At 68.6% G+C, this 12,190-nt stretch carries 12 protein-coding genes and 3 pseudogenes; 7 read left to right on the top strand and 8 right to left on the bottom strand.

The window, feature by feature from the left end:
• The first annotated feature begins 70 nt into the window (after positions 1–70).
• Positions 71–977 (top strand): annotated as a pseudogene (locus ACFTZL_RS30355) (IS5 family transposase).
• Here ACFTZL_RS30355 and ACFTZL_RS30360 read toward each other — a convergent pair.
• The 3 genes from ACFTZL_RS30360 to ACFTZL_RS30370 form a co-directional block, all read right to left on the bottom strand.
• Positions 926–1,456, bottom strand: a complete 531-nt coding sequence (locus ACFTZL_RS30360; RefSeq protein ID WP_382588942.1) for a hypothetical protein — start codon at positions 1,454–1,456, stop codon at positions 926–928. The pseudogene ACFTZL_RS30355 and the gene ACFTZL_RS30360 sit on opposite strands and share 52 nt — an antisense overlap.
• A 139-nt stretch (positions 1,457–1,595) precedes the next feature.
• The gene (locus ACFTZL_RS30365; RefSeq protein WP_382588944.1) at positions 1,596–2,228 is read right to left on the bottom strand and encodes a hypothetical protein; all 633 of its coding nucleotides are present in this window, start codon (positions 2,226–2,228) and stop codon (positions 1,596–1,598) included.
• A 261-nt stretch (positions 2,229–2,489) separates the two neighbouring features.
• Positions 2,490–3,047 (bottom strand): TetR/AcrR family transcriptional regulator, encoded by a 558-nt coding sequence (locus ACFTZL_RS30370; RefSeq protein ID WP_382588947.1) that lies wholly within the window; start codon positions 3,045–3,047, stop codon positions 2,490–2,492.
• Between the two features lie 72 nt (positions 3,048–3,119).
• Here ACFTZL_RS30370 and ACFTZL_RS30375 point away from each other — a divergent pair, with 72 nt between their 5' ends.
• Together ACFTZL_RS30375 and ACFTZL_RS30380 are read left to right on the top strand one after the other, a co-directional pair.
• Complete coding sequence (locus ACFTZL_RS30375; RefSeq protein WP_382588950.1) at positions 3,120–4,277, top strand: FAD-dependent monooxygenase; 1,158 nt, start codon at positions 3,120–3,122, stop codon at positions 4,275–4,277.
• Between the two features lie 95 nt (positions 4,278–4,372).
• A protein-coding gene (locus tag ACFTZL_RS30380; protein ID WP_382588953.1) for an IS5 family transposase occupies positions 4,373–5,181 on the top strand; the annotation gives its coding sequence in 2 pieces (ribosomal slippage) (positions 4,373–4,712 and positions 4,712–5,181; 810 coding nt in all).
• Between the two features lie 561 nt (positions 5,182–5,742).
• Here ACFTZL_RS30380 and ACFTZL_RS30385 read toward each other — a convergent pair.
• The 5 genes from ACFTZL_RS30385 to ACFTZL_RS30405 all read right to left on the bottom strand — a co-directional run bounded on the left by ACFTZL_RS30385 (position 5,743) and on the right by ACFTZL_RS30405 (position 9,580).
• Positions 5,743–5,952, bottom strand: a complete 210-nt coding sequence (locus ACFTZL_RS30385) for a DUF6207 family protein (protein ID WP_382588956.1) — start codon at positions 5,950–5,952, stop codon at positions 5,743–5,745.
• A gap of 262 nt (positions 5,953–6,214) precedes the next feature.
• Complete coding sequence (locus ACFTZL_RS30390; protein ID WP_382588959.1) at positions 6,215–7,699, bottom strand: UvrD-helicase domain-containing protein; 1,485 nt, start codon at positions 7,697–7,699, stop codon at positions 6,215–6,217.
• A 90-nt stretch (positions 7,700–7,789) separates the two neighbouring features.
• Positions 7,790–8,095, bottom strand: a complete 306-nt coding sequence (locus tag ACFTZL_RS30395) for a hypothetical protein (protein WP_382588962.1) — start codon at positions 8,093–8,095, stop codon at positions 7,790–7,792.
• A 179-nt stretch (positions 8,096–8,274) separates the two neighbouring features.
• The gene (locus ACFTZL_RS30400) at positions 8,275–9,156 is read right to left on the bottom strand and encodes a DUF6083 domain-containing protein (RefSeq protein ID WP_382588965.1); all 882 of its coding nucleotides are present in this window, start codon (positions 9,154–9,156) and stop codon (positions 8,275–8,277) included.
• Positions 9,157–9,316: 160 nt separating this feature from the next.
• On the bottom strand, positions 9,317–9,580 hold the full coding sequence (locus ACFTZL_RS30405; RefSeq protein WP_382588968.1) for a helix-turn-helix transcriptional regulator: 264 nt from the start codon (positions 9,578–9,580) through the stop codon (positions 9,317–9,319).
• Positions 9,581–10,200: 620 nt separating this feature from the next.
• Between ACFTZL_RS30405 and ACFTZL_RS30410 the strand changes: the two genes are divergently transcribed.
• The 4 genes and pseudogenes from ACFTZL_RS30410 to ACFTZL_RS30425 form a co-directional block, all read left to right on the top strand.
• The gene (locus ACFTZL_RS30410) at positions 10,201–10,857 is read left to right on the top strand and encodes a hypothetical protein (RefSeq protein ID WP_382588971.1); all 657 of its coding nucleotides are present in this window, start codon (positions 10,201–10,203) and stop codon (positions 10,855–10,857) included.
• 142 nt (positions 10,858–10,999) lie between these two features.
• The gene (locus ACFTZL_RS30415) at positions 11,000–11,539 is read left to right on the top strand and encodes a winged helix-turn-helix domain-containing protein (RefSeq protein WP_382588974.1); all 540 of its coding nucleotides are present in this window, start codon (positions 11,000–11,002) and stop codon (positions 11,537–11,539) included.
• Positions 11,536–12,121: pseudogene (locus ACFTZL_RS30420) on the top strand (transposase). Before ACFTZL_RS30415 ends, ACFTZL_RS30420 begins: the two are co-directional and overlap by 4 nt.
• A pseudogene (locus ACFTZL_RS30425) lies at positions 12,057–12,190 on the top strand (alpha/beta hydrolase); the annotation flags it as partial. The pseudogenes ACFTZL_RS30420 and ACFTZL_RS30425, both read left to right, overlap by 65 nt.

Raw genomic sequence — 12,190 nt, forward strand, 5'->3', positions numbered from 1 at the left:
CGCGATCAACTGCTCTTCGCCCCAGATCTCAGCCACTCAGGCAGGCTACCGGCGAGCAGCCTCCGTATCCATGATCACGATCTACGGCTGGAGTGCTAGGCGGTTTCGTCTGGATCAGTCGGTCGTTGGTCCGGGTGTGCCGTTGACTGATGCGCAGTGGGCGCGGATCGAGCCGTTACTCCCGGACCGGACACCGAGGCGGGGTGGCCGTTGGCGGGACCATCGTGAGGTGATCGACGCGATCGCCTACAAGTTCCGGACCGGGACCCAGTGGGTGCCTCTGCCGGCGAAGTACGGCAACTGGCGGGGCGTCTACAACCGGCTGCGGATGTGGGCCGTCGCTGGCAGTTGGGAGCCGGTGTTGACCGCCCTGGTGACCCAGGCCGACGCCAAAGAGGACCTGGAATGGGCCGTGTCGGTGGACTCCACCATCGTGCGCGCTCACCAGCACGCGGCCGGAGCCCGCAAGAAGGGGCCCCGGCCGGCGAGCCGGACGACCATGCCATCGGTCGCTCCCGCGGCGGACTGACCACGAAGATCCACCTCGCGGCCGACGGCCGGTGCCGGCCACTGACGTTCGTCCTCACTGCCGGACAGGCTGGTGACGCACCTGCATTCACGGATGTGATGGTCCGCTTGCGCGCGTTACCGTGGACGACCCCGCACCAGGCCGGGCATGGTCCTGGCCGACAAGGCGTACTCTTCCCGCGAGATCCGAGACCATCTGCGCAGGCGCGGTATCCGCGCGGTGATCCCGGAACGGGCCGACCAGCGGGCCAACCGGAAACGGCGCGGACGTGCCGGTGGCAGACCCCCTGCCTTCGATCGGGAGGCGTACAAGCAGCGCAATACCGTCGAGCGGTGCATCAACCGCTTGAAGCAGTGGCCGCGGCGTCGCCACCCGCTACGAGAAGACCGCGACCACCTACCTGGCCGGACTCCACGTCGCAGGCATCCTCCTCTGGACCACCGGGTGATCCGCTAGCTCAAGTGATGCTGTGCCCACCCAGAGACGCCGCTCAGCCGGGCGGCGGCTTTGACTGGGTCCACCGGTTCGGGTGGGCTGGTCCACCTCGAAGTCGTGGCCGGTCAAGCCGCTCTCGTCCTCGACGATACGAGCGATGCGATAGGCCAGCTCCATCACTTCCAACGCCGCCGGACCCGAGTGGCGGTAAGCGACTTCGATGTGGGCTGTGTCGCCGCAGTAGTCGAGCTGCACGCGTCGTGGCGGACCAACGGTCTCAAGGGTGAGGCTGTACAGGTACTCCTCAGACACGACGGGACCAATGTCCCGCGAGACTCGTCTCAGGATTCGGTCCCACTCGTTCCGTTGCGCCTGAGTAAGTCGGAGCAGCGGCAGGTCGGCATCGGGATCGAAGTCTGCGTTGAGACGGTCAAGCGTTTGCTGAAGCGTCAGGCCCGGCTGCACCCTCACGAGCATGATGTCGTAGGTCACCGGGTGAATGTATGCAACCTTCTGCTACTCGGCCACAGCATTGCTCCTGCCCCCAGAACTGCCTCGCCCATGGTGATCCAAACGAAACGGCCTAGGCGTCTGCACCGTCGGCAGGGCCTGGCCAGCGCCAACTGCACCATCAGTTACTAGTGGATTCGGGCTGTGCCTCGGATTTAGGCGCAGCCGTGGGCTCCGACGCAGGGGCGGTGTAGAAGACGGACCTGCCCTGTTTGGTGCGATCGGCCTGGCTCTTGGCTACGAGTCCCTCGAGCGTGACGCGCACGACCTTGGCGGCGATATCGCGATCGGGGTGAGCCTGACTGAGCGCTGTGGTGATCTCCGCAGCGGAGCGCGGTTCCTTGTGCTCGGCGAGGTGGCGGCGAATAAGCTCGACGAGGGTGGGCTGGGCCGCCTTCGCGGTGCCCGCTGCCTTAGCCGCAGGCTCTTTGGCTCCCTTCCGCGGCGTGGCGGTGGACTTGCGTGTCTTCTGCTTCCCGCCGGGTGCGGCGCTGGCCTTCTTCCGCCGTGGAGATGGCACCGCAGCGCTCTTGGCCTCGGCTGCGGGCTCGGCCGGTGCCGTTTTGATGCCGAGAGCCTGCTGCACGCTTACCAGCACGGTGTGGTCGTGCTGCAGGGCGGCAAGCTGTTCCTGTAGGGAGGCGATTTCGGCGCTGATGCGTTCCTGCTCCTTGAGGTTCACCTCGAGATCGCCGGTGACCTGGGCAATGTACTGCGATGCCAGTTCAGTGGCGGGAGTTGTCGTCTTCGGCATGGTGCTGACCCTTTCCTCGGCGCGTGACCGCGCTGCGGGTGATGTCTGGCTTGGGCGAGTGCGGCCCGGTAGGGGCGCGAACGTGCCGCAAGATGCCTTGGTGTGGAGATGGTACGGCCATGCGGGGCCGGTTGTTCCCGACCAAGTTGTGTCATGCGCCCGGCGCGGGCCTCTAACTGATCGTTTCAGAATGAGGTTCGTAGGCGGCGGAGACAGCTGAGGCTGCCAGCTGGTTCGAGCGGGACCATGGCCGCCTGGGGCCTAACGCAGCGCGGCGGCGACCAGTCCTTCGAGGGCCTCTCGCTGTATTTCGCCGCCGTTCACCAGTCGGTCGAAGACCAGTCCGTCGATGCAGGTCAGCAGAGCGTGAGTGCGGTTCTCGACGTCGGTCACACCGTGCTTGGCGAGGAACAGCCGGACGGCCTCGCGGCCGGCGTTCTCGCGGGGCACGAGAATCTCACGCAGTTCTTTGTCGCGCACGCTCTCGACGGCGCAAGCATGGCGGGCGAGCGAGCGCCGGCGGCCCTCGCCGGTGAGTCGCTGTCGGGTGAGCGTCACCATGCCGTCCACCAGTTCTTCGGCGGTACGCAGGGGTGGAAGCTCGTCGGCCGTCGTTTGCAGTTCCGCTTGGTCGAGTTGGACCAGGTGGGCAACGAGTCCGGTCAGCAGCGCGGCGCGGGTGCGGAAGTAGGCCGAGGTGGTACCGGGCGGCATGGATGCTCTGCGGTCCACCGCACGGTGGGTCAGGCCGCGCATCCCTTCGTCGGCGAGGACGTCGAGAGCCGCGTCTGCAAGGAGGGTGCGCCGATCCGAAGCCATAGCCCCTTTCTACACCCGTAGAGACTCAGGATAGAGTCGACTTCTACAACTGTAGAAGAAGGGGGCTCCGGCATGGGGAACACGGCAGTGGTGGTCGGAGGAGGCATAGGCGGGCTAGCCGCCGCAATCGGCCTACACCGCATCGGATGGGACGTGACGGTCCTCGAGCGTTCGTCCATGCTTGAGGACGCGGGGGCAGGCATTTCATTGGCTGCCAACGGCCTGCGGGCACTGGACGAACTCGGCGTCGGCGGGGCGGTTCGGGACGCGTCGCGAGGCCAGTACAGCGGAGGCACTCGGACGCCCCGGGGCGGCTGGCTGGCCCGGATGGACGGCTCGGCACTGGAGAAGGCGGTGGGCACGCCGATCATGGGCATGCCCCGTTCCACCTTGCACCGACTGCTACGCGAGGGCTTGCCCGCCGGGTCACTGGCGATCGACTCCGAGGCGGCAACGGTCGAGCAGGTCGGCCCGGGGACAGTTCACGTCGGCTACAGCACCACGGCCCTGGAGGCCGATCTGGTAGTGGCGGCCGACGGTATCGGCAGCAAAGTCCGCGGCCAACTCTTCCCAGACCATCCCGGCCCGGTCTACAGCGGCTCGACGGTGCTGCGCGCGATCACCGAGCACGCGGTCGATCTGCGTACCGACTTCGAGCTGACCTGGGGCCGAGGCGCGGAGTTCGGACACATCGCTTTCCTGGACGGGAAGGCCGAGTGGCACACCGTCCTCAGCCTCCCCGCCGGAACGCGGTTCGCCGACCCACTGACCGAACTGCGCCGACGATTCCACATCTGGCACGACCCGATCCCTGCTCTACTCGACGCGACCCGGCCCGAGGCCGTGTTACATCACGACGTGAGCGAACTCCGCACGCCTCTCCCCTCATACGCGGTCGGGCGGATCGCGCTGCTCGGCGACGCGGCCCATGCGATGACCCCCAACCTCGGACAGGGCGCCTGCCAGGCACTGGAGGACGCGGTCACTCTGGCCGCCGCCCTCGGTGCCGAGTCCACCGTCGAGGCCGCGCTCGCCCGCTACGACGCTGAGCGCCGGCCGCGGAGCCAGGCCGTCGCAGGGGCCGCCCGGCAGGCCGGGAGAATGGGCCAGCAACTGTCCCACCCGCTGGCCGTCACCCTGCGGAACACGGCGATGCGACTGACACCGTCCCGGGCCGCCACGCGTATGATCCTGCGTCACCACGCCTGGGTCCCGCCGTCACTGAACTGATCTGGTTCGCGCCCGCCACCTCACTACCAGGCACTTTCTGGGCCAAGTCGAGCGGCGGGTCTTGCCGTTGGTGTCACGGTGGGCAAGGTGTCCGGGTGCGTACTGATCTTGTTCCGGACGATCTGTGGGAGCGCGTGGCCCCGCTGCTGCCGCCCACTCCCGAACGACGCCGTCACAACCCCGGGCGCCTGCCCGTTCCCGACCGAGTGGCACTCGCTGGCGTGATGTACGTGCTGCGAACCGGTGTCGCCTGGCGCGACGTTCCGACGGAATCCGTGGGCTGCTCCGGTGTGACGGCTTGGCGTCGGCTGCGGGACTGGACCGAGGCTGGTGTCTGGCCACGCCTGCACGCCGCGCTGCTGACCGAGCTTCGACGCCGGGGCCTGCTGGGGCTGGACGACTGCTCCGTGGACGGATCGCACATCCGGACTCTCAAAGGGGGGATCTTGTCGGCCCCTCACCGGTCGACCGCGCCCGTCCTGGCTCCAAGCACCACCTGATCGTCGACCGCCAGGGAACCCCGCTCGCGGTTACGCTCACGGGCGGCAACCGACACGACGTCACCCAGCTCCTGCCGCTACTGGATGCCATCCCAAGGATTCGGGGGCTCCCGGGACGCCCCCGCCACAAACCCCGACGGTTGTATGCCGACCGGGGCTACGACTTCGACAAGTATCGCCGCTTGCTGTGGAAGCTCGGCATCAAACCCATGATCGCCCGACGCGGCGTCGCCCACGGTTCCGGTTTGGGCAAAGTGCGCTGGGTGGTCGAGCGCGCCTTCGCCTGGCTGCACCAGTTCAAACGACTACGCATCCGCTACGAACGACGCGCCGACCTCCACCAGGGCCTGCTCGAACTGGCCTGCAGCCTCATATGCCTCCGCCGCCTACGAACCTCATTCTGAAACGATCAGTAAGATGCGGTGCCCGGGTGTCAACGAGGCAGTGAAGGCACGAGTTCGTGCCTGCGGCTGAGGTAGGTGCCGAGTACCTCGTCGGTCTCCCGGTTGCGAGGCCATGCCCCCAAAGTGCACGTGTTCACCAGCCGGTCGAGGAGTTCTCCCCGTCTGCGGGGAGTGCCCGCACAGGGCCAGCGAGGATGAGCACAAGGATGTTGGGTTCGCCGTGTTGGACCGCGCCTCTGCACCCGGGCGTCGCGGGGGATCATCACAAGGCGGATGCGGAAGTGTCTCGAGGACCTGCGGGCTGTCTTACGCCCCATCATGGAATCTCTCGGGCATAGCCGGATCCACCACCGTCTGCCTGGCTGGATGACCGTTGTACAGACAGCTATCCACCGCGCGCTGAGGACTCCTCCGTATTTTGCGGTGGATGTTGGCTACCAGACCGAGGAGGCGTGCGGCAGGGATGTCCTGCTCGCTGGCACGCTCTTACAGCTCCGCCGTGCTCAGCTGCCGGACCTCGCTGCCCGCACCTGTGAGCACGGTCGGGCGAGGCCGCCCGCATTACGAGCTGAGCTCCTGACGCACGTCCAAGTAGCAGCGCAGCCGCACGCCAGGCTCCCCAGGGGCCCGGGTGGTACTGTCCGCCGGCGCGGTTGCCCACCGCCCCGCGAGAGCCTCCTGGATGGCGAACGCGGTCTGGTCGTCGGCGGCTGCGACTTCGACCACGGCCAGACCTGGCTGTGCCACGTGTGCTTCGTTGATCGGCCTCATACATGGCACTACGCCCAGACGCCCGCAGAAGTTGCTTCGATTCTGGCTACTTCACACGACCGGGTAGAGGTTCTCGGGGCATGGCGACCGATGAGGCGGTGCTGGCAGCACTGACAACACCACGCTGTCTCGTGTCTCCCGCCCACGCCCGGGCCTCACCAGCCCCGAATGCGGGGGCCCGAGCGCCAGCCGGAGTGACACGCACGGTTGCGTCACCCTTCACTCGAGGCTGGCTCGTCGACCTTCGGCTGGTGTTCCGGCTTCACTGCGTGGCCGGGCATCGCTCAGGAGGTGAGGCGGGGTGGGTGTCGATCCATGACAGGCCGCCGAGGTCGAGGTGGTGTCGGCCGCGGGTGACGGCGACGTAGGCGAGGCGGGCGTCGGTGTCGCTGACCGGCTCTGGGATCGGGCGGCCGTGCGCGTCGTGTTGATCGGTGTCCTTGGGCGGGGGGAAGTCGTGGGCGATTCTGACGCTGGGCCATTCGCGGCCCTTCGCCGTGTGGGCCGTGGAGACGGTGACGTCGGCGTCCTTCTCGTCGGTGAGCTGGTTGATCGCGGCGAGGACGGCGTCGGGCCCGTGGGTGTCGACGAGGTCCACGAAGGGCTGCAGGTCACCGCCGGCGGGGTCGTGTTCGGCGTACTCCTGCAGCTCGCCCCATGAGCCGAAGAGGACGAGTTCGGGGTGGGATGTGCGGCGGCTGCTCTTGAGGTCGCGGGCGGCGAGGGCCAGCGCGGCCAGGGTGTGCCCTCCGCGGGTCAGCGCGACGCGGTGACCGTCGCCGAGCATGCGCATGACTTCGGTCATGGCGCCGATGTTGGTGCGGCACAGCACTGCGTCGGGGCAGGCGATGTCTCCGACTTGTGCGGGGATGTTCTCGGTGCCGGTGAGCCGGATGGGGGCGTCGGCGAGCGCCAGCCACCGGTTGGCCTCTTCGGCGATCAGTGGGCCGAAGCGGAAGGAGCGGGTCAGGGTGAGGGGCATGCCCTCGAAACCGGTCATCACGTCCCTCGCGCCGCGCCAGCCGTAGATGGCCTGGGCGGAGTCACCGACCATGACGAGCTGGGCGTGGGTGCGCTGGGCGGCGAATACTTCCTCGAGGACGGGGTTGGTGTCCTGGGCTTCGTCGAGGAAGAGGAAGTCGGCTTCGAGTCTTGGTTCAGTCAGGGCCCACATCTTCAGGTAGTGGTCGTGTTCGAAGCGGACCACACCTTGCTCGGGGTCGTGCAGATCCGCCCAGGCCTTATTGGCGAACGGTAGTACCTGGTGGGCGAGTTGGGCGTGCTCGTTGGCGGTGTCCAGGCCGCGCAGGTTCGGTACGTGGTGGCGGGCCAGGGCGCGGTCGGCGGAGTAGCAGTAGCGGGTCACTGTACGCAGCACGGTGTGGGACAGCGCCCTGGGGCTGATCTCGTGGGAGCCGATGCGGACCGGGCGGGTGATGCCGAGTGCCTGGCCGGTCTTCCACGCGGGCTGGCGGGGGCTGTTGAGCCGGCTCGTGTAGCGGTGGCCGACGGCGGCGTAGGCCGTGGCGTGGGCGGTCTTGCACACCACGGAATTGGGGAAGCGCGAGGTGGCATCCCGGGCGATGTCCTTGTTGAAGGCCAGGTAGCGGCCGCGGCGGCGAGTGCTGGCGGCGAGCAGGCCGAGCGTGCTGGTCTTCCCCGTTCCGGCGCCGGCCTGCAGGACGAGATGGTGGCCGTCCTGGAAGGCGTCTACGGCGTGGGCTTGTTCATCGGTGGGCGTGTTCAACGAGGACTCCGTGAAAGAGAGAAGAAAAACAAGAGAGCGAGGAAGGGAAGGGGAAAGTGCCTGCCGCCGCCGTATTGTGCGGGAGGACCGTTACGGCGCTGTCGGTACGCGGCGGTGCTGACGGCCGTAAAGGAGACCGGCCACGCAGGCCAGGACCTCTTCGGGCTCATGGCGTGCGAGCAGACTCTCGAGCCGCTCCTCCAGGCAGCGGGCGCGTTGTTTTTGGTCCCGGGCAATACCTGCGATCACCCGCTCGCGGAGTACGTCCTGGGGACGCTGTCCTACGTCGGCCGCGGCCTGGCGCAGGGCCTGATCGGCGGGGTGGCTGAGTGCGATGTTGAGCACGACCTGGCCGTGCCGGTCGGGGTAGTGCGTGGTGAGCACGTCAATCGGCAAGCGTGTACTCAGTCGGCGCCGCAGCGCATGCAGGGCGCCCCCGGGATGGTGTGCGCTGTGAAGCGCCATCAGCCGGGTTCGGTCCGCGTTCGCGGCCAGAGGTACGACACAGGACGCCGCTCGGAGTTCGCCCGGGGTGGAGGGCCGGGTCAGGATGATCTCGACGGCGTGGTGCGGCGTCATGGTCGGGCCGGTCGTGCACGGCCCGCAGGGCCGGGGCGTCGGGCGGGGGCGGGCAGGCGAGTGTGGATGTGTGCGTGGTGGCGGAGCGGGTCGAAGGGCTCCCAGTCGGATACTGCCAGGTCGGCGGCCGTAGGGGTGGTGGCGTGCTGCGGGCAGCGCTGGGCGCGCCAGCGCAGCTGCTCGGAGTAGGGGAGGCGGCTGAGGTCGTAGACCGCCATGACGTCGGCGGGCAGGGCCAGTTGCCCGCCCGCAGCAGTGGCGGGCATCAGCGTCCAGGTGCCGGCCGGGGCGTCGGAAGTGAGTAGGGGATTGGTGCAGCGGTGGCGGCGCCGGGTCTGCGCGACGCACTGGATCTCGTCCACCGGCCGGGCGGCGAGGTAGCGGACATACAGCAGCTGCACGATGGGCCGGGCCGGCCGGCAGACGGCCGACCGTGACGTCGGACGGTCTGGTGAGGCCGGGGGAGGGGTGAAGACGCCGGTGTCGATCAGGCGGCGGGAGCGCACGGCCAGCGACCGGCGTAGTCCGGCCAGGTCGCGGTGAGGTGGGGGTGTGTCCCGGGCAGGGCAGACGGCGGCGTGCGGCAGACGGCACCAGTTGCTGCCGTCCCCGGCCGGGTGGGCGACGCCGGAGCTGACGTGCCAGCGGCACGCGACTGGCACCTGGGCGGTGGGCAGTTCGTGGGGATGGAGACGCACCGGCCGACAGTTGCTGCGGTGGTACCACTCGATCCGGGTGCCGCACTCGCGGCACCGGTCGCTTTGGCCGCAGCGCAGCAGCCGACTGGCGCCGTCGGGGGTGACCTGCAAGGAGCGGCGCATGCGATGGGCGATTGGGCTGCCGTCCCAGTGCCGGGAGGCGGGTGGTGTGGAGCGCATGCGCGCGAACCTGCCAGCCAACACGCCGAACCCGCGGGAGCGCTGCCGCGCGATCACCTGCCCGGCCGCAAGTGATGCGACTGACGTGCTAATGACCGGCTGCGCGTTCGAGGTGGTCTCGCCTGTTCGGGTGATCCGCGGTGGCCGCTCGGACGGAGCGTCAGTCTCCGCTCGGTTCCGGCAGGTCGTGCCCGCGGCACAGCGTGCCGAAGAGCTCGTCGAACGGGGTGCCCAGAGCGTGGGCGAGCGCGTGCCAGGTCTTCAGCGTGCCGATGGTGCGGCCCTGCTCGATCTCGATGACGGTGCGCCTGGCCAGGCCGCTGCGGGCGGCGAGCTCGTCGTAGGTCCACCCGCGCTCGGCCCGCAGGCGCGCGAGCTCCAACCGCAGCGCGTCGAGGTCCGGATCGGGCGGAAAGATCGTCACTCGTCCATCCGACGGTGCAGACCCCTGCCCTGTCAGTGCAGACCTCTGCCCTATTTCCGCAGGTGGCGGCAACAGTGCGAGGGCAGACGTCTGCACTATGGTGGGCCGCCGCCCCACACCCCCCGACAGACCCGGCGCGCACGCAGCAGGAGGAACACGCGCCCATGAGGCTGCGCACAGCATGCCCGGCGACACCACGCGCCTGGACCGTGGAACTGCGCCCGCACCCGAGCGGGCTCATCCTCGTATGCCGGCAATGTCCGCACGGCAGCGGACAGGTCACCGCAGGCTCCGCCCGTTCGGCCGCACTCGCCCACCTCGCACGACATGCACGCGGTGACCTGCTCCCACCCCACCTGCGGACCTGCCAATGCCACGAGCGCGGCTGCCGCTGGCACCCCCGCCACCGCGGTTGCGCCGGACCCATCCACCTCCTCCTCGCACGCGAACGCGGCGGACGGCTCTGGCGACTCGCCGACGCCTGCAGCGCCTGCGCTGCAGCAACAGCACAGGCCTCTGTCGTCCCCGACACAGTCCTTATCCGCGCTCCGCAGCCAACAGCCCCCCGGCGCCGCAGAAGGCACTCCAGAGGTCCGGGCGAGCGGATCCGAATCTGCGAAATGCTCAGCTACCTGGCCGCCGCCCTCCCTGAAAGCACCCCGGCCGCAGCACGCCTGCTCGCATTGCAGTGCGCGCTCCGCGTGGACGCCGCCATGCAGGTCCGACTGCCCAGAGGCATGCTGCGCAGCCTCCGCCTCGACATCCCAGACCTATGGAGCGAGCTGGAACATGCACGATGGCTACGCGTCAGGCCGGGAAGCGCCGCAAACGAAGTTGCTGCTGAACTGCTCGATGCCGCACTTCTCAGCCAGGCCCCCGCCCGCCCCGACCGCGCGCAGGCAGCAGACTGGGCGCTTCGTGTCGCCAGCCCCTCGATGACAGAAGCGGCGGGTCCACTGCTGCAGCTGGCAAGCCTTTACCTCACTGCACACGCCGAGCCGGACACCGGCACCGGCTTGACCGGGCTCGACCAGATGGCCCACGCCTGTGGGACCCAACCCGCTGACTTGCCCAACACACTTGATCAACTGGTCGGGACTGGATTGCTCAGATCCTGGCAGACCTGCCGAGACTGGGAAGACCTGTACTGGAGCCTGACGGGCCCTCAGGGGAAACATGGCATCGAACTGTTGCCCGCCTTAGCGCCTCACGAGAGCGGGCGCCGTCAACCGGTTGAGGCCGCCGCTCTATTGACGCCAATGTCTTCATGGCGATGAGCAGCAGGCGCCACATCATCTCGCCCGGGCTGCGCGGCAGCTCTACCCACCCAGACACCGGCCCGTGAGCAGGCCCTACTGACCTTCAATGCGTGGTGTCGTAGAGGCTGACGTCTCGTGATCCCTGCGGTATGCCGACTGCATGAGGTATGCGCAAGGGGGCGGGCTGACCGACGAACGGCGGGCCTTCCGCGAGAAGTTGAGGATGCAAGCGGCTGAGCGGTTCAGACAAGGCGATGAGAACACGGTCATCGCTCGCGACCTGCGGGTCAGCGTCCGGTCGGTACAGCGCTGGCGCAAGGCCTGGTCGCAGGACGGATCGAGAGCCCTGGCCTCGAAAGGCCCGGCATCGCTGCCGCTGCTCAGCGACGAACTGTTCGCCGTGCTGGAGCGGGAGCTGGCCAAGGGCCCGGTGGCACACGGCTGGCCGGACCAGACCTGGACCCTGTCACGGATCAAGACGCTGATCGGACGCCGGTTCCACAAGAGCTACACCGTGCAAGGAGTGGCCGTCCTGCTCAAGCGGCACGGCTGGACCTGCCAGGTTCCTGCCCGGCGTGCGATCGAACGGGACGAGAACCTGGTGGCCGGCTGGGTGAAGGAGACCTGGCCCCAGGTGGAAGGACCGTGGCGGCGCTCGACGCCTGGCTCGTCTTCGAGGACGAAGCCGGATTCTCGATGACGCCGCCGGTCACCCGCACCTGGTCCCGCCGCGGCCACACACCTGTGGTCCGCGTCCGGGGCCGCTCGCGCCGCCGCTTATCGGTGGCCGCCCTGGCCTGCTACAAGACCGGCGAACGCTCACGGTTGATTTACCGGCCCCGCCCGGACGCCCGGCCCGACGGGCGCAAGAGCTTTTCCTGGAAGGACTACCGTGACCTGATCCAGACCGCACACCAGCAGCTCGGCGGACCGATCGTGCTGGTCTGGGACAACCTGAACAGCCACCTCACCGCCGGGATGCGCCGCTACATCGCCGAACGGGACTGGCTCACCGTCTACCAACTACCGCCCTACGCACCAGACCTCAACCCAGTCGAGGGCCGCTGGTCGGTGCTACGGCGCACCACCACGGCCAACCGCGCGTTCGCTGACCCCGAAGACCTGATCACCGCTGTCCGGCGCGGCCTACGCCAGCTCCAATACCGCCACGACGTCCCTCGACGGCTGCCTCACCGGCACCGGCCTCCGACTGCCGTGCCGACATGCAGACCGACGAGCCCGTCGCCGCTTACGCGGGCCGAGCGGTCGGCCGGGCTGGTAGCTGGGGACCCATTCCCCGCACCTACCTGCGTTTCGGCAGGGACCGGACGATCGCCACTCGGACAGAATG

The organism is Streptomyces sp. NPDC056948, assembly GCF_042674225.1.
GTDB lineage: Bacteria > Actinomycetota > Actinomycetes > Streptomycetales > Streptomycetaceae > Streptomyces > Streptomyces purpurascens.